The organism is Gordonia sp. (in: high G+C Gram-positive bacteria) (assembly GCF_047600385.1).
In the GTDB taxonomy this organism is placed as follows: domain Bacteria; phylum Actinomycetota; class Actinomycetes; order Mycobacteriales; family Mycobacteriaceae; genus Gordonia.
Map to the genome: position 1 here is coordinate 969,239 of NZ_JASGKZ010000001.1, position 17,558 is coordinate 986,796.

The window sequence follows — 17,558 nt, forward strand, 5'->3', positions numbered from 1 at the left end:
GATGTCTCATGACCGATTGTGCTCCCACCGCAGCGGCGCGGGCGGAGCGGCGCGCCCGCCTGCTCGCCGCCGCGGCGATCAGTCTCCGTGATCTCGGTGACGTCCTGACGCCGCTCGCCGCACGTTTCGCCGAGCGCGGCCACGAGCTGTACCTGGTCGGCGGCAGCGTCCGCGATGCCGTGCTCGGCAGGCTCGGGAACGACCTCGACTTCACCACCGACGCCCGCCCCGACGTCGTCTCGGAGATCCTCGGCGACTGGGCCGAAGCCATCTGGACCGCAGGCATCGAGTTCGGCACCGTCAGCGCGGTCAAGGACGGCCAGACCGTCGAGATCACCACCTACCGCGCCGACCAGTACGACGGCGTCTCCCGGAATCCGCAGGTGACCTTCGGCGACTCCCTCGACGGAGACCTGATCCGACGGGACTTCCGGGTCAACGCGATGGCCGTGCGACTGCTCGCCGACGGATCGCAGGAGTTCTACGATCCGCTCGACGGCATGGCGGACCTGCTCGCCGGAGTGATCGACACCCCGGCCTCGCCGGAGACGTCGTTCGACGACGATCCGCTGCGCATGCTGCGCGGAGTCCGGTTCGTCTCCCAGCTGGGTTTCTCGCTCTCCCCGCGGACGCAGGAGGCGATCGCCGCGATGGCCGGGGAGATCGAGCGGATCACCGCCGAGCGGGTCCAGGTGGAACTGGACAAGCTGATCTGTGGCGAACATCCCATCGATGCGCTCGATCTGCTGGTGGAGACCGGGTTGGCTGACCGGATCCTGCCGGAGGTGCCCGGGATGAAGCTCACCATCGACGAGCATCACCAGCACAAGGACGTCTACCAGCACTCGCTGACGGTGCTGCAGCAGGCGATCGACCTGGAGACCGGTGGACCGGACCCGGTGCTGCGCTGGGCCGCGCTGCTGCACGACATCGGCAAGCCCGCGACCCGCCGGCACGAGGACGGCGGCGGCGTGAGCTTCCACCATCACGAGGTGGTGGGCGCCAAGATGGCGCGGAAGCGGCTGCGCGCGCTGAAGTTCTCCAAGGCCCGCGTCGACGACGTCTCCCAACTGGTGTTCCTGCACCTGCGTTTCCACGGTTACGGCGAGGGCCGGTGGACCGATTCCGCGGTGCGTCGTTACGTGACCGACGCCGGTCCCCTGCTCGACCGCCTGCACAAACTGGTGCGGGCCGACTGCACCACGCGGAATCGGCGCCGGGCCCGCAAGCTCCAGGAGACCTACGACGATCTGGAGCGCCGGATCGTCGAACTGCAGGCCGCGGAGGATCTCGACAGGGTCCGGCCCGACCTCGACGGCAACGCGATCATGGAGCTGCTCGGGCTGCCGCCGGGGCCGGAGGTCGGCGCCGCCTGGAAGCACCTCAAGGAGCTGCGGCTCGACGTCGGTCCGATGGAACGCGCCGAGGCCGAGGCCGCGCTGCTCAAGTGGTGGGCCGAACGCTCGTAGTTCCGGGCGCGGGCGGCGTGTCGTGGAACCGGATCCGGTTCCGGTGCGTCCAACTCACATGGACCCCATCGAGTACTTCTTCGGCACGGGTGACGGCGTGCTCTCCACCTGGCACTCTCCCGCCGACCTGGACCTGAACGGCGACGGGGTCCTCGACGCCGTCGCGCTGGACTTCGACGGCGACGGCCGGGCCGACGACGCGATGTGGGACTCCGACGCCGACGGCATCGCCGATCGCGTCGTCCTGGACCTGGACGACGACGGCCTCGGCGAGACGGTCTTCGCCGACACCGGCGGGGGCCTGTGGGAGGTCCGCTCGGAGGGGACGCCCGGCGACCAGAGGCAGAGCGGCCCGGGATCGGGCGGCCCGGGGCCGGACGGTGCGCGGGAGGCTCCGGCTGCCCGGGCGTCCGGTCGTCTGGAGATCGACGTCGACGGTGACGGGACACCCGATCAGGTCCTGGTGGACACCGACGGCGACGGGCACGCCGATCGGGTGACGGAGCCGTCATCGTTCGGGCCGTGATCGTCGGGCCGTGATCGTTCGGGTCGCGGCCGTCCGCGCCGGCGAGGGGATCGTCGTCCTCGCGGTGCCGGAGGCCGGTCCGGGGTGCGGGACCGTCAGCTCCGGTCGGTCCCGGCGGCGGGTTTCGCCGGGACGATCGGCTCGTCGTGCGCGATCGGTGCGGAGGTGGCGATCCCGCGCGGGTGCCGATGCCATACGCCGACCGCGGCGACGAGGTACAGCGCGGCGCCGCAGAGCACCAGGCCCGGCGTGATCCCGTCGTGAGGCAGCGCGGCGGCCGCGACGAACATCGCCCCGACGAAAGCGGCGTTGAACAGGGCGTCCTGAACGGCGAAGACCTGACCGCGGTAGGTGTCGTTGATGTCGGCCTGCATGGCGAGGTCCCCGCAGAGTTTCACCGTCTGGCCGGCCAGACCGAAGGCGAGTGCGCTGAGGCAGATGGTGACCCAGCCGATGTGCACCAGCGTGAGCTGAGCCGCCAGCGCCAGCACCAGGGCGGCGACGACGGTCCAGCGCCGACCGACCCGATGCACCAGCATCGGGGTGGTGAACGCGGCGGCCAGCGCACCGATCGCGACGCCGGCCCCGATCATCGCCACGGCGCCGACGTCGTGCCCGCGGATCGGACCGAGGTCGGCCGTGCGCACGATGAGCAGCAGCATCAGCGTGTTCATGCCGAACACGAAGCGATGGGCGCCGATCGCCGCGAGCACCACGGTGACGGTCCGCGTGGAGGCGATGGCCCGCAGCCCGTGACCGAATCCGTGCGCCACCGCGTAGATCGCCGTGTGCCCGAGGTCGTCGGGCACGTCCGGGCCCAGGAAACGTTTGGCGAACCCGGCCGCGATCGCCGCGGAGACCAGGGCGATCGTCGACCCGGCCAGCAGGGTGGCGGCGGACCCGGTGTCACCGGAGCCGAAGAGGGCGCGCAGACCCACCGAGATCAGCGTTCCGGCCGCGAGCAGACCTGCGCCGAGCGTGGTGAAGAAGGCGTTCATCTCGATGAGCACGTCGCGCGGAGCCACGTGCGGCAGCGCGGCGGACAGGCCCGAGGACACGAATCGGCTGCACCCGGTCACGCACAGCGCGGCGAACAGCACCACGGGTTCCGGGGCGCCGCTGCCCATCGCCAGGGCGACCAGGACGATCGCCAGGGCCCGCAGGACGTTGACCCAGACCAGTACGCGTCGGCGGTCCCAGTGGTCCAGGAGCGCTCCGGCGAAGGGGCCGACCACCGAGTACGGCAGCAGGAGCACCGCGAATCCGGCGGCCACCGCCATCGGATCGGAGTGCCGGTCGGGATTGAACAGGATCGAGAACGCCAGCGCGGCCTGGAAGGCGCCGTCGCTGAGCTGGCTGGTCAGCCGCACCAGAAGGAGCCGCCACAAGCCTGGCGAATGTCCCAGCGACCGGATGAACTCCACCCGTCGACACTACCGGTCGGGAGCCGAGCAGGAGGAGTGAGACGACCGTCGGGCCGCTATGCCATGATTGTGCGGTGGACGACGACGACTTCCGCGATCCGGCGCAGGTCGGACCCGGTTCCCTTCTGATCGCATCCACGACGCTGACCACCCCGACGTTCGCCCGCGCTGTGATATACATCATCGAGCACGACGAGAACGGCACGCTCGGAGTGGTGCTCAACCGGATGAGTCAGGCCGCGGTCTTCAACATCCTGCCCCAGTGGTCCGAGCTCGCGGCGTCTCCGCGCGCGGTCTTCATCGGCGGACCGGTGCAGACCGAGTCGGCGGTGTGCCTCGGGGTGGCGAAGATCGGCGTCGACCTGGATTCCCAGCCCCGGCTGCACCGGGTGCTCGGTCCGGTGTGCATGGTGGATCTGGATGCCGACCCCGAAGAACTCGAGCCGATCCTCACCGGTGTCCGGATCTTCGCCGGATACGCCGGGTGGGATGCGGGCCAGCTGCAGGACGAGCTCGACGACGGCAGTTGGCTGGTCGCCGCCGGTCTGCCGACCGATCTCCTGGCCCCGGCGAGCGTCGACATCTGGCACGAGGTGCTGCGCCGCCAGCCTTGGCCGCTCCCCCTGCTGGCCACGTATCCGACGGATGCGCTGACCAACTGACCGCCGCGCCGCCCCGGTGGTGCTTTCCCGCCTCGTCGTCGGCCGGCCGGTCTGCGCGTGCTCTCCCCGTGCCGGCCTCGGTCCGGGAGTGTGTTCTCCCCGTGGCTGTTCGGTCCTGGAGTGTGTCGCGTCTCCTGCGGCTGCTCGGCTTGGGGCGTGTCGCGTCTCCTCTTCCGTGTCGCTGCCGATGGACGGGTCGCGACACGGAAGAGGAGACGCGACACGCTGGCGGCGAAGCGATCAGGACCGCCGGGGTCCCACCCGGGTCGGCACGACGGTCAGGCGCGCGGAGCGGCGGGATCGTCGTCCCCGGCGTCGATCTGTCGGGCGTATCGGGAGGCTAGCCACGAGCACAGGATCAGCTGGACCTGGTGGAAGATCATCAGCGGCAGCACGATCAGGCCGACGGACGAGCCCGCGAACAGCACCGTCGCCATCGGCAGACCCGTGGCCAGGGACTTCTTGGTGCCGCAGAACTGGATCGCGATGGTGTCCTCGCGATCGAAACCCATTCGGCGGGGCAGCTGTCCGGACACGATCAGCATGCCGATCACCAGCACCGTGGCGATCACCACCATGAGGATCACCTGCCAGGCGTTCACCAGCGACCACAGGCCCTCGCGGACGCCTTCGCTGAACGCCACGTAGACCACCAGCACGATGGAGCCGCGGTCGACGTACTTGGTGGGTTCGGCGTACCGCTTCAGGAACGGCGCCACCCACGGCCGGGCCAGCTGGCCGAGCACGAACGGCAGCAGGATCTGCAGCATGATCTTGGTGATCGACGATCCGTCGAACTGCACGCCGGAGTCGGTCGACATCAGCCACACCACCAGCAGCGGAGTGAGGAAGACGCCGAGCAGATTGGAGACGGATGCGCTGACGATCGCCCCCGGCACGTTGCCGCGGGCGATCGAGGTGAACGCGATCGACGACTGCACGGTCGACGGCACCAGCGTCAGGTACAGCAGTCCGGCCGACAGGTCCCGGCCGATCACCGACGAGAGCGCGGGCGCCAGGACCACGCCGACGATCGGGAACAGCACGAACGTGAAGGCCAGGATCGTCAGGTGCAGACGCCAGTGAGTCAGCCCCGCGAGCGCCTCGCGCGGGTGCAGTCGGGTCCCGTACAGGAAGAACAGCACGGCGATCAGCGCGACGACCAGGTGGTCGAGGATCTCGGCGACCGTGCCGCGGGCGGGCAGGAAGGCGGCGACGATCACGGCGAGCATGATCGAGAGGACGAAGCCGTCGACGGGCGACTTCGCGAGGAGACGGCCGAACATCAGCGCCCGGTTCCGCTCCCGGAGGGCGCGGACGGGTGGCTGTGCGCGGCGTCCTCGGGCAGACACATCCCGCTGAGTTTGCAACTCCCGCAACTGGATTCGCCGCAGTCGGCGGCCGGATTGGCGGTGTCTCCGGCGGCGGGGCTCGTCGTCGTACCCGATGCGCGGCCCTCGCCTGCCGAGTCGCCTCCGGCGGTCGTCCCCGTCCCGCAGCCCGAGCCGCCGGCCGCGCCGATTCCGTCGGCGGAGCCGGTCGAAGCCCCGTCTCCGCCCGAACAGCAGCCGCTGCTGCAGCCGCCCTCGGACTCGGGGGCCGGGATCGCGGCGGCCGCCCGGATGGCGACACCGCTGAGCACCGACATCGCCAGGAAGCCGACCGCCAGGCCCCCGAGCGCCCACAGGAATCCCCAGCGGGTGGTCAGCGCGGCGACGCCGCCGAAGGTCAGGGCCACGGCTCCGCCCAGATGTCCGGGTGCGGCGATGCGCTGCGCCAGCTGCCAGGCCTCCGGCGACCGGACGGTCTCGGCGGTGCGCACACCGACGTAGCGGTTACCCGGAAGTTTTCCGATCAGTCCGGCGACACCGGTGACGGCCCACACGGCGGCCAGCACGAAGACGAGGATCGCGGCGATCAGAGACAGGACGTACACGTCTCTCATGGTACGGCCGAGGCGCATTATGGCCCGAATCGGTCCACGAATTACCCTGGTCGGGTGAGCAACGCCGACAGCACCCCGGGCCACCGTTACACCGCGCAGACCGCCGGTGAGATCGAAGCGGCCTGGCAGAACCACTGGACCGAGAACCAGACCTTCGCCGCGCCGAACCCGGTCGGTCCGCTCGCGGGCGATTTCAGCGATTTCTCGGGTTCCGGTCCGCAGGCGCCGGACAAGCTCTTCGTTCAGGACATGTTCCCGTACCCCTCGGGCGCGGGTCTGCACGTCGGCCATCCGCTCGGCTTCATCGCCAGCGACGTCTACGCCCGCTTCCAGCGGATGACCGGCAGCAACGTGCTGCACACCATGGGTTTCGACTCGTTCGGTCTGCCCGCCGAGCAGTACGCGGTGCAGACGGGCACGCATCCGCGCACCACCACCGAGGCGAACATCGAGCGTTACCTGCAGCAGATCCGCCGACTGGGCCTGGGCCACGACGAACGACGACGCGTCGCCACCACCGACGTCGACTTCTACCGGTGGACGCAGTGGATCTTCCTGCAGATCTACAACGCCTGGTTCGATGAGGATCGGAACAAGGCGCGCCCGATCGCCGAGCTGATCGCCGAGTTCGACTCCGGCGCCCGGACGCTCGACGACGGCCGCATCTGGTCCGACCTCGACGATGCGGGCCGCCGCGAGGTGCTGGACTCGTACCGCCTGGTGTACCTGAGCGATTCGCTGGTCAACTGGTGCCCGGGCCTGGGCACGGTGCTGGCCAACGAGGAGGTGACCGCCGACGGCAGGTCCGAGCGCGGCAACTTCCCGGTGTTCCGCAAGAACCTGCGCCAGTGGATGATGCGGATCACCGCGTACTCCGATCGTCTGCTCGACGACCTGGACCTGCTGGACTGGCCGGAGAAGGTCAAGACCATGCAGCGCAACTGGATCGGTCGTTCGCGCGGTGCGCGCGTCCGGTTCCCGGTGCCCGGCACCGCGCCGGTCGACACCGCCGTCGAGGTCTTCACCACCCGCCCGGACACCCTGTTCGGCGCGTCGTACATGGTGCTGGCCCCCGAGCACGAGCTGGTCGACCGGATCGTCGCCGATGCCTGGCCGGCCGACGTCGACCCGCGGTGGACCGGTGCGGCATCGACTCCGAAGGAGGCCGTCGCGGCCTACCGCGCGTCGATCGCCGCCAAGAGCGATCTGGAGCGCCAGGAGAACAAGGAGAAGACCGGCGTCTTCACCGGCGCCTACGCGGTGAACCCGGTCGGCGGCGAGCGACTGCCGGTGTTCATCGCCGACTACGTGCTGCTCGGCTACGGCACCGGCGCCATCATGGCCGTCCCCGCGCACGACGAGCGCGACCACGAGTTCGCCACCGCCTTCGGCCTGCCGATCCGCGAGGTGATCGAGGGCTCCGACGACATCCGGGCCGCCGCCTTCACCGGCGACGGACCGCTGATCAACAGCGGTTTCCTGGACGGCTTGCGGGTCGACGCGGCCAAGGCCGCCGTCGTCGAACGCCTGGAGGCCGAGGGCACCGGCGTGGGCACCGTGCAGTTCAAGCTGCGCGACTGGCTCTTCGCGCGGCAGCGGTACTGGGGCGAGCCGTTCCCCATCGTGTACGACGCCGAGGGCGCCCCCCACGCGCTGCCGGACTCGATGCTGCCGATCGAGCTGCCCGAGGTGGCCGACTACGCGCCGGTCGCCTTCGATCCGGACGACGCCGACAGCCGGCCGTCTCCCCCGCTGGCGAAGGCCACCGAGTGGGTGGCCGTCGACCTGGATCTGGGCGACGGGCTGAAGACCTACTCGCGGGACACCAACGTGATGCCGCAGTGGGCGGGCAGCTCGTGGTACCAGCTGCGCTACATCGATCCGACCAACGAAGAGACGCTGTGCGCCAAGGAGAACGAGGCCTACTGGATGGGTCCGCGTCCGGAGCTGCACGGCGCGAACGATCCGGGCGGCCTGGACCTGTACATCGGCGGTGTGGAGCACGCGGTGCTGCACCTGCTGTACTCGCGGTTCTGGCACAAGGTGCTGTTCGACCTGGGGTACGTCACCAGCAGTGAGCCGTACCGCAAGCTGTTCAACCAGGGCATGATCCAGGCCTACGCGTACACCGACTCGCGCGGGGTCTACGTGCCGGCCGAGGAGGTGACGGAGTCCGGCGGGAAGTTCTTCCACGACGGCGAAGAGGTCACCCAGGAGTACGGGAAGATGGGCAAGTCGCTCAAGAACTCCGTCGCTCCCGACGACATCTGCCGCGACTACGGCGCCGACACCCTGCGCGTCTACGAGATGTCGATGGGTCCGCTGGACCAGTCGCGTCCGTGGGCCACGAAGGACGTCGTCGGCGCGCAGCGCTTCCTGCAGCGCGTCTGGCGCCTGGTGGTCGACGAGGAGACCGGCGGAGTCCGGGTCTCGGACGCGGCGCCGTCGGGCGAGACTCTCAAGGCGCTGCACAAGACCATCGCCGGGGTCCGGGAGGACTACGACGGGCTGCGGATGAACACCGCGGGCGCCAAACTGATCGAACTGACGAACCACCTGACCAAGACCTGCCCCGACGGCGCACCGCGTGCCGCCGTCGAGCCGCTGGTCCTGATGCTCGCTCCCCTGGCCCCGCATCTCGCCGAGGAGCTGTGGAAGCGGCTCGGGCACGACGGTTCGCTGGCGCACGGCCCGTTCCCGGAGGTGGACGAGAGCCACCTCGTCGAGGACACGGTCGAGATCCCGGTTCAGGTCAAGGGCAAGGTGCGCAGCCGGATCACGGTGGCCGCCGACGCCGACGAGGCGACCGTGGTGGCCGCTGCGCTGGCCGACGAGAAGGTGCAGGGCTTCCTCGACGGCGAGCCCCGCAAGGTGATCTACGTGCCGGGCCGGACGGTGAACGTCGTTCCCTGAGGTCACGAGCCCAGGCAGGAGTATCTAACAGATTAAAGCCCCGCTAATCTCACAAGTCTTCACGCCTGAGGGTGGAAATTGTTAGATTGGCGGGGCTTTAATCTGCAGAACATCTGCTCGACGTGAGGCGTGAGGATGGTGCCGGCTGTGTCGGTCAAGAGATCGGATCGGCGGAGCGAACTCGAACGCCTGGTCTCGGTGATGCTGAGTACGGCGTCGGACGGCCGACTCACGTCGACCGCCGAGACGCAGTCGGTGGGCTTCCACGAGGAGGCCGGCCGACGGTACGGGCGCGAGCTCGATGCCGGCCTGCCCAGCAACCAGATCGCGGCGGTCGCCCTGGCCGACGAGGTCGCGTGCATGGCGAACTCCCCCGGCGGCGGCGCGCTGATCGTGGGCGTCGAGGACCGCACCGGCCGGATCATCGGCACCGAGCTCGACGGCGACTGGCTCCGTGACAGCGTCCTGGGCAGGATCGGGGTGGCACCGGACATCCGGGAGGAACGCGCCGAGGGCCTGCGTCTGCTCACGGTCTTCGTCGCCGAGGCGCGCGAGCCGGTCGAGGACACCGACGGCGGACTTCGGTGGCGGGTCGGCGGCTCGAGTCGGCCCGTCGACCGTTCCGAATGGTGGGAACACCGGGATCGCGCAGAGCGGGCGGATCCGATGGCGGCGCCGTCACCGCAGGGGCCGGACACGGTGCGGCCGGGTGCGATGGAGATCGTGCGCCGACTCCTCGACGCGGACACGGCCGCCGACGAGGAGGTGCTGCGCAGGCTGGGCGCGGTGCGGTCCGACGGGCTGCTCACCCGCGCGGGAGCCCTGCTGCTCACCCGTGCGGATCGGACGCTGCTCGATTTCACGGAGTCCGACGTCCCCGACGGACCGCTCGTCAACCGGATCTCCGCGGCGCCCGAGGGCTCCCTGCTCGAGCAGCTCATGCAGATCGAATTCGCCGTGCGCGTGGCGAACACGATGGCCGCAGCGGGGCACGGAGCCCGCCGCGAGTCCGTGCGGAGGGTGCCGGAGCCCGCCGTCCGGGAGGCGCTGCTGAACGGGGTGATACACCGGGACTGGAACCGACCCGAGCCCACGGAGGTGCGCTGGTCCGACCTCGAGAGCACGCTGACCGTCGTGAGCCCGGGCGGCTTCCCCGACGGGATCACCACGTCGAACGTCGTGAGCGGGCGGACGGCTCGCCATCCCGCCCTCGCCGATCTGTTCCGGGCGCTGGGCCTGGTCGACAAACCGGGGGCCGGCGTCGACCGGATGTACCGCGAGATGCTCGTGGTGGGGCATCGGCCTCCGGAGATCACCGAGGAGCCGGGCGTGCGGGTGCTGTGCACCCTCACGGGCGGGCGGCCGGTGTATCCGGTGATGGAGTGCGTCCGGGCCGTCGCCCCTGCGGAGCGGCGGAACGACTATCGGATCGCGATCATCCTCCACCGACTGATGCACCGTGCGTTCGTGACGACGACACAGATCGAGGAGGCCCTGCAGTCGTCCGCCGAGGCGGCCCGGATCGCGGTGGAGGCGGCCCGGCAGACGGCGGTCCGGTCGGGGCCGTTGATCGTCGGGTACAAGGACTCCTGGATCCTCGGTCCCACCGCTCGGGCCCTGCTCGCCGCCGCTCACGATCCGGACGGCGACTCCCCCGTCATGGCGTATCTGAGCACCGATCTCGACGCTCAGGCCGTCGTGGCCTGCGACTGGGTTGATGCCTTCGGCAGCGTCACCACGGGCGATCTCGACGTCCTCACCGGCACGTCGCGCGGAACGGTGAAGCGGACGCTCGACGCCCTCGTCGCACGGGGTGACCTGGTGAGCCTGGGCGCAGGACGTTCCGCCCGGTACGAACGCCCCTGAGATGAGGGCTCGTCGGGAGCCGAGGGGTCCGGTGCGGCGGCAGGAAGCGACGGGACTCGGCGAAGACCGCTCCGGTCAGCGAAAACTCCCAGGCAGAACACGTATTGATAGATTAGACAGTCATTAATCTAATAATCACTCGTCGAAGGGGGCGACGGCGCCCAGCGGCAGGTTCTCGGGGATCCCACCGCGGGGACGGCGGCCTCCGGCGGATCGGGGCGGTCGCCCACGATCAGGGCTGCCGGAGATCGGGTACATGCGTTGTCGGCACCGGATCGACGCATGCGGGACGACGGTGGAGGTCACCCCGGAAACGGCGAGATTCCCGCTGCACCGAGGCGCGGAGAGACACATTCGGTTCAGAGAATACCGAGGTAAGAGCATGTTTCCGATGAGACCGACCACCGGCGGCTCGGGTATTCGACCGTCGTCGGCCCGGGTGCTGCACACGAAGAGAAGCCGAACGGGCCCGGCTCCGGGGCCGAACGCACCGTCGCGGGGCTGAATCCGGTGGTCGGAGGCGTCTCGCACTCCTGAGATCACCGGAAACCCCAGGTGAGTGGGTATTTGTTAGATTAAATTACATCTAATCTAACAATCAGCGGTTCGGCGGCACGATGGTCAGAGCGTGATGCGCTTCTGCTCCCCCACGCCGAACATGCCGTCGACGTTCAAGGTCACGTCCTCGGCGTGGATCTCACCCTCGTACCAGCCGTACGGCGCGTAGTACTCGGCGAGCGATTTCCGCGGGCCGACGTGCATCGTCGACTTCACCGTCGGGGTGAAGGTCACGTCCACGGCGCCGGAGACGTCGCGGACGTACCATTTGCCCCACGGTCCGTCGGGGCGTTCGACGGTCACCGGCGGCAGCCGCCGGAGACGGTTCCCGATCCAGATCGCGTTCTCGTTGAACTCGGCCGGATCCAGGACCTGGTTGTCGGTGAGGTTGAATCCCTCGACCACTCCGTCTTCGCTGCGGCGGATGCCGGTCACCCAGTCGTAGCGCATCGGTCGCGGGTAGTCGCCGTGATGGTCGTCGAGGATCAGGTAGCCGCGCTCGTCGGCGAATCCCACCTGATCGCCGCCGATCACCAGGCTGCCGCTCATCGGCATCATCGTCTTGTGCGAGTACAGCGCCCGATCGGCGCTGAACGGATGCACGACGACGAGGTGCGCCGCATCGTCGGGGCCGCACGAGCCGGCGACGTGCAGGCCCATCGACGCGAGCTCCTCCTTGCCGGGGTGGTGGGCGTCGACGGTGACGCGGCCCCGTTCGAGGTGATTGCCGATCTCCACGCGGAAATCGGCCACCCGGCCCCGTGACGACGATCCGAGCAGCCCCCGGGCCACGGCCAGCGTCGGCGCGGGCATCTTGGTCTCCCACCGGGTGATGGTGGCGGCGTGCTTGTCGACGACCAGCACCTGGATCAGGCCGACGGTCTTGGCGTTGTACACCGCGCCGAGGACGAAGTGGTCGTCGTCGCCGAGCTGGAAGGCCTCCCACTCCTTGAGCCGCATGTTTCGATTGGCGCGGCGCACACCGTCGAACCGTTTGCGGCGGGTGCTCTCGAAGCTGGGACGGTTCCCGGCGTCGAGCGGGTTGATGATCGCGATGGGGCCGTCGTAGGTGCCGAAGCGGTATCGCCCGTCCTCCACGAGGGAGTGGGGCGGTGCGACGGGTGCCGGGGGATACAGCGGAGTACTCATCGGTAGTAAAATACCGCGCCCGGCGCGTGGGCGCCGGTGACCCGGGACGATGCTCGTCGCGAGGACTCTTGGCAGGTTTCTTACTCAGTAGTAAGGTATCGCGCATGGCGATCAACCTTGAGCTCCCCGAGAAGCTGAACTCCACCGTCGAGCGTGCGAGTCTCGCTGCCGAGCACATCTTCCGCCCGATCAGCCGTAAATACGATCTGGCCGAGCACGACTACCCGACCGAACTCGACGAGCTGGGCAAGCTCGCGAAGCAGGCCCGTGAGCAGGAGCGCTCCGGCAAGTCCGACAAGGCCGACTCGGCGAAGGAGGGCACCGTCAACGGCGCCAACCTGCGCTCGGTGCTCAACGCCCGGGAACTGAGCTGGGGCGACGTCGGCCTGATGCTGACGATCCCCGGCCAGGGCCTGGGCAACGCCGCGATCGCCGCCGTCGCGAACAAGGAGCAGCTGGAGAAGTTCGGCGACGTGTGGGCCGCGATGGCGATCACCGAGCCGGGCTTCGGCAGCGACTCGGCCGCGGTCACCACCACCGCGGTGCTCGACGGCGACGACTACGTGATCAACGGCGAGAAGATCTTCGTGACCGCCGGTTCGCGGGCCGATCACGTCGTGGTGTGGGCGACCCTGGACAAGTCGAAGGGCCGCGCGGCGATCAAGAGCTTCGTGGTGCCGATGGACGCCGAGGGCGTCGCCGTCGCCCGCCTGGAGAACAAGCTCGGCATCAAGTCGTCGGACACCGCCGTCATCGTGTTCACCGACGTGCGCGTGCCGAAGGAGAACCTGCTCGGCAGCCCGGACATCGACGTCAAGAAGGGTTTCGGCGGGGTCATGCAGACCTTCGACAACACCCGTCCCGTCGTCGCCGCCATGGCCGTCGGCGTCGGTCGCGCCGCGCTGGAAGAGATGCGCCGCATGCTCGAAGAAGCAGGTCACCCGGTCGACTACGACCGTGCGGCCGCGGCGCAGCACGCCTCGGTGGCCGAGTTCATCCGTCTCGAGTCGGACTGGGAGGCATCGTGGCTGCACACCGTGCGTGCCGCGTGGATGGCCGACAACTCCGAACCGAATTCGCTGGAGGCCTCGATGAGCAAGGCCAAGGCGGGGCGTACCGTTACCGAGGTGACCAACAAAGCCGTCGAGATCGGCTCCACCCAGGCCTACGGTGAGACCGGACTGGTGGAGAAGTGGGCGCGTGACTCGAAGATCCTGGACATCTTCGAGGGCACCCAGCAGATCCAGCAGCTGATCATCGCCCGTCGTGTGCTCGGCAAGTCGAGCGCTGACCTGAAATGATGCTCGGACGGGCCGTCGCCGCCGCGACGACGAGCATCGCGCTCGTCGGCGTGCTGGCGGCGTGCGGTTCGTCGGATCCGGAGGCTGCGCCGGAGAAGCCGGCGGTCTCCCTGCCGCCCACCTACGGGCCGATGCCGTGGGGCGCCGACCTGCAGGGTTTCGGCGACCGCAAGGATGTGCGCTGCGCGGGCACGGACCAGGCGATCCGGATGACCTGGAGCGGCGACCATCGGTTCCTGGTCTGCCGACCGGCGGGTGGGGCCAAGCGCTACCTGCTCGCGTGGACCTCCGACGGCCCCACGCGGCGCGGCGAGAAGAACCCGGACATGCGGTTGTTCAAGGCGCCCTTCGTCAACCTGACGCCCAAGAGCGTGCAGTTCGAGACCTCCGACGGCGATCTGTTCGACATCGGCAAAGACACGATGACCATCGAATGGAAACGCCAGAAGGGGAGCAAGACCAAGAGATTCACCTCCATCCGCACCGGTGAGGGCTGGAGCCGCCTCGACTGATCGGCTTCGCCGATCCCGGTGCGCTGTGTGGTCTCGACTCCGCTCGACCAGCGAGGGGAATCAGCTCGACCAGCGAGGGAACCCGTCTGCCGGTGCAGGGAACCCGTCTGCCGGTGTAGAGGACTCGTCTGCAGCCGAGGAGAATCCGCCTGCCGGTGAGGAGAATCCGCCTGCCGGCGATCGGGTGGGGCTGCTGCCTGCAGCGCTGCGATCTTGTCGTACCGGGGTGATAGCGTTTTCCGCAGAATCTGATGCAGAAATGGAAAGACGCAGGTCGTGAAGACTTTTCAGCTCCGAAACCGCCGTTACCTCGGTTCTAAGCGTGCGGTGCTGCCGGTGATCGGCGAGGTGATCGCCGCGCTGCCGGAACCCCCCGAGACAGCCGCCGACCTGTTCGCCGGCACCGGGGTGGTCGGGGAGTCGCTGGCCCGCACCGGGCTGGCCGTGACCTTCAACGACCTGCTCTCGTCCAACACCACCGTCTACCGGGCCTTCTTCGGCACCGAGCCGCTCGACCACGACAGGCTCGCCGAGTCCGTCGCCGAGATCAACGCCGCGGACCCGTCGTCGTTGGCGCCGAACTACTTCTCGGAGACCTTCGGCGGCACCTACTACTCCGAGGCCAACGCCCGGCTGGTCGGTCACTACCGCGAGGAGATCGAGCGGTGGCACGCGTCCGGGGCGCTCAACGAGCGCGAGCGCGCCGTCCTGATCGCGAGTCTGCTCTACGGCATGGACCGGCTGGCGGCGACCGTCGGCCACTACGACGCCTACCGCGAGGGTGCGGCGACCGACGTCCGGATGGTGTTCGGGCTGCCGGAGACCGAGACCTTCGAGCGGGAGCACACGGTCACCCGGTCGGACGCGAATCAGCTGGTCCGGCAGCGTCGGTGGGATCTGGTCTACATCGATCCGCCGTACAACTCCCGCCAGTACGGCGACCTGTACCACGTGCTCGACAACGTCACCGACTGGCAGAAGGGCCCCGTGCAGTTCAAGGCGCGGAAGATGGATCGGCGTCATCTCAAGAGCGACTACTGCACCACGGCCGCCGTCCCGGCGTTCAGCGACCTGATCGACGCCCTCGACACGTCGACGATCATCATGTCGTACAACGACACCGGCAAGCGTGGGAACGCCCGCTCCGCGGCACGCCTGACCGACGACGACATCCTCTCGGTGATGCGCCGTCGCGGCCGGGTGGAGGTGGTCGACGTCCCGCACCGCGAGTTCACCACCGGCCGGTCGGGGATCGGCGACATCGTCGAACGGCTCTTCGTCTGCCATGTCGACGACGCCGGTTCGACGGCGTCGACCGGGGTTTCGACACGTCCTCGTCACGTCGTCCCGCAGCAGGCTCAGCCGGCGGGAGCGGCGGATCGGGATGCTCGATCGGCGGGAACGGCGGCTCGGGTCGCGCGGTCGGCGGGGACCGGGCCGGTGTCCCGGGGCGAGAAGACGATGTCTGATCGTGCCTCGGGGCCGTCGACGGGGAGCCCCGTCGCGGAGGTGGAGCGCGTCCCCGAAGCGGCGATCGGTCGTCTCTCCGGAGGCAGCGGTCGATCCTCCGGGACGTCGACGGCGCCGGGCGCCGCAGGAACCCCGCCGCCGCTCGTCCGCAGCCCGCTGAACTACACCGGCAACAAGAAGCGCCTGGTGGGGGAGATCATCCCGCTGATGCCCGCGCCGAGCGAGCGACATCAGCGCTTCGTCGACGTGTTCAGCGGCTCCATGACGGTCGGCATGAACTCCGGTTACACAGAGGTGGCGTTCAACGACGTCCAGGTGGACGTGGTGGGGCTCGGCGAGCTGTTCCGGGAGGTCTCGCACGCCGACATCGTGGCCCGGGTGGAGTCGATCATCGACGAGTACGGGCTCTCCGACAGCCAGAAGCACGGGTACGACACCTACGGCGCCAACTCGTCGAACGGACTCGGGAAGGTGAACAAGGAGGCGTACCTGCAGCTCCGGACCGATTTCAATCGGATGGATGCGGCGGATCGTCGTCGTCCGTACACGTTCTTCACGCTCATCGTGTTCGGGTTCAACAACCAGATCCGCTACAACCGTCGCGGCGAGTTCAACATGCCGGTGGGCAAGCGCGACTTCAACAGCCGGGTCCGCAAGAACCTCTTCGACACGGTCGCCTGCATGCACCGGCTGAATCCGGATCTGTGGACGCTCGATTTCCGCGACGTCTTCGGCAAGCTGGAGACCACCGACTTGGTCTACTGCGATCCGCCGTACCTCCTGGGCACCGCTCCCTACAACGAGCAGAACGCCTGGACCGTCGACGACGAGACCGACCTGCTCGATCACCTGGCCGGCTTCGCCGCGCGCGGCGGCACCTTCGGACTATCGAACGTCCTGTCGCACAAGGGGTCCGACCACGACCAGCTGTCCGAGTGGGCCGAAGGGCACGGGTTCGTGGTGCACACGCTGGACTACAGCTATGCGAACTCGTCGTACCAGCGGAAAGACCGCAACGCGTCCCGGGAGGTGCTGATCACCAACTGGCGCGGGGATCATGGCTGAGTTCGACGCGTACCTGTTCGACGTCCAGGGCACCCTCCTCGACTTCTACACGCCGGTCGCCGAGGCGCTCGCCGCGGAGTTCGCCGAACTCGGCGTCGCGGTGCCGGTGGGCGACGTGGTGCGGGCGTGGCGCGCCGACTACTTCGCGCGGGTCGCGGCGCTGGAGCAGTCCGCGGACGAGTGGTACCCGGTGCAGCGGGTCTACGCCGACGGCCTGGCCGATGTGTGCGCGTCGTTCGGGATCGAGTTGCCCGCGGAACGGCGCGCCGAACTCGCCGGGGCGTGGACGCGGCTGGTCCCGTGGCACGACGTCCCCGACGGTCTGCGACGGCTCCGCTCGGAGTCGCTGGTCGCGACGCTCTCGAACACCGACATGGCGACGATGGTGACCCTGTTCAAGGATCTGCGCATCGACTGGGACGCGATCTTCACCGCCGAGGTGTTCGGCGCCTTCAAACCCGACCCCGTGCTGTACACGCGCGCCTGCCGGTATCTGGGGGTGCGGCCCGAACGCACGGCGATGGTGGCCTCCCACCCGTACGACCTGCGTGCGGCGAGAGAACAGGGCCTGAACACGGTGTTCGTGTACCGGCCGGGGGAGTTCGGGCGGATCGACGATGCCGTCGACGACGAAGCGGGCGAGTTCGACCACCGGGTCACCGGCCTGCACCAGATCCCCTGAAACGACCAGATCCCCT

At 69.0% G+C, this 17,558-nt stretch carries 13 protein-coding genes; 9 read left to right on the forward strand and 4 right to left on the reverse strand.

Going from position 1 to position 17,558, the window contains the following annotated elements:
- Positions 1–8 precede the first annotated feature (8 nt).
- Positions 9–1,469 (forward strand): CCA tRNA nucleotidyltransferase, encoded by a 1,461-nt coding sequence (locus QM809_RS04360; protein ID WP_415044590.1) that lies wholly within the window; start codon positions 9–11, stop codon positions 1,467–1,469.
- A 58-nt stretch (positions 1,470–1,527) separates the two neighbouring features.
- Entirely contained in the window at positions 1,528–1,995 is a 468-nt protein-coding gene (locus QM809_RS04365) for a hypothetical protein (protein ID WP_415044591.1), read from the forward strand.
- 95 nt (positions 1,996–2,090) lie between these two features.
- On the opposite strand, the gene QM809_RS04370 is transcribed toward QM809_RS04365, so the two are convergent.
- Positions 2,091–3,383, reverse strand: a complete 1,293-nt coding sequence (locus tag QM809_RS04370; protein WP_415044592.1) for an MFS transporter — start codon at positions 3,381–3,383, stop codon at positions 2,091–2,093.
- A 110-nt stretch (positions 3,384–3,493) separates the two neighbouring features.
- Here QM809_RS04370 and QM809_RS04375 point away from each other — a divergent pair, with 110 nt between their 5' ends.
- A complete protein-coding gene (locus tag QM809_RS04375) occupies positions 3,494–4,081 on the forward strand; it encodes a YqgE/AlgH family protein (RefSeq protein ID WP_415044593.1) in 588 nt (195 codons plus the stop codon).
- A gap of 278 nt (positions 4,082–4,359) precedes the next feature.
- Here the strand turns inward: QM809_RS04375 and QM809_RS04380 are convergent, their stop codons facing one another.
- Both QM809_RS04380 and QM809_RS04385 read right to left on the reverse strand, forming a co-directional pair.
- Complete coding sequence (locus tag QM809_RS04380) at positions 4,360–5,367, reverse strand: bile acid:sodium symporter family protein (RefSeq protein WP_415044594.1); 1,008 nt, start codon at positions 5,365–5,367, stop codon at positions 4,360–4,362.
- Positions 5,367–6,017 carry an SdpI family protein gene (locus QM809_RS04385; RefSeq protein WP_415044595.1) on the reverse strand — a complete coding sequence of 217 codons (651 nt, stop codon included), beginning with the start codon at positions 6,015–6,017 and terminating at the stop codon, positions 5,367–5,369. Before QM809_RS04385 ends, QM809_RS04380 begins: the two co-directional genes overlap by 1 nt.
- Positions 6,018–6,080: 63 nt before the next feature.
- Between QM809_RS04385 and leuS the strand changes: the two genes are divergently transcribed.
- Complete coding sequence (gene leuS, locus QM809_RS04390; RefSeq protein ID WP_415044596.1) at positions 6,081–8,939, forward strand: leucine--tRNA ligase; 2,859 nt, start codon at positions 6,081–6,083, stop codon at positions 8,937–8,939.
- A gap of 201 nt (positions 8,940–9,140) precedes the next feature.
- Positions 9,141–10,805 carry a DUF5635 domain-containing protein gene (locus QM809_RS04395; protein WP_415047011.1) on the forward strand — a complete coding sequence of 555 codons (1,665 nt, stop codon included), beginning with the start codon at positions 9,141–9,143 and terminating at the stop codon, positions 10,803–10,805.
- A gap of 621 nt (positions 10,806–11,426) precedes the next feature.
- Here the strand turns inward: QM809_RS04395 and QM809_RS04400 are convergent.
- On the reverse strand, positions 11,427–12,512 hold the full coding sequence (locus QM809_RS04400; protein ID WP_415044597.1) for a DUF2804 family protein: 1,086 nt from the start codon (positions 12,510–12,512) through the stop codon (positions 11,427–11,429).
- Positions 12,513–12,616: 104 nt separating this feature from the next.
- Here QM809_RS04400 and QM809_RS04405 point away from each other — a divergent pair, with 104 nt between their 5' ends.
- From QM809_RS04405 to QM809_RS04420, 4 genes are all read left to right on the forward strand, one after another.
- Positions 12,617–13,813 (forward strand): acyl-CoA dehydrogenase family protein, encoded by a 1,197-nt coding sequence (locus tag QM809_RS04405; protein WP_415044598.1) that lies wholly within the window; start codon positions 12,617–12,619, stop codon positions 13,811–13,813.
- Complete coding sequence (locus tag QM809_RS04410) at positions 13,813–14,325, forward strand: hypothetical protein (RefSeq protein ID WP_415044599.1); 513 nt, start codon at positions 13,813–13,815, stop codon at positions 14,323–14,325. Before QM809_RS04405 ends, QM809_RS04410 begins: the two co-directional genes overlap by 1 nt.
- A gap of 276 nt (positions 14,326–14,601) precedes the next feature.
- Positions 14,602–16,860: a Dam family site-specific DNA-(adenine-N6)-methyltransferase gene (locus tag QM809_RS04415; protein ID WP_415044600.1), complete on the forward strand. Its 2,259-nt coding sequence runs from the start codon at positions 14,602–14,604 to the stop codon at positions 16,858–16,860.
- Positions 16,853–17,542, forward strand: a complete 690-nt coding sequence (locus QM809_RS04420) for a haloacid dehalogenase type II (protein ID WP_415044601.1) — start codon at positions 16,853–16,855, stop codon at positions 17,540–17,542. The genes QM809_RS04415 and QM809_RS04420 overlap by 8 nt, the downstream gene beginning before the upstream one ends.
- Positions 17,543–17,558: the final 16 nt, after the last annotated feature.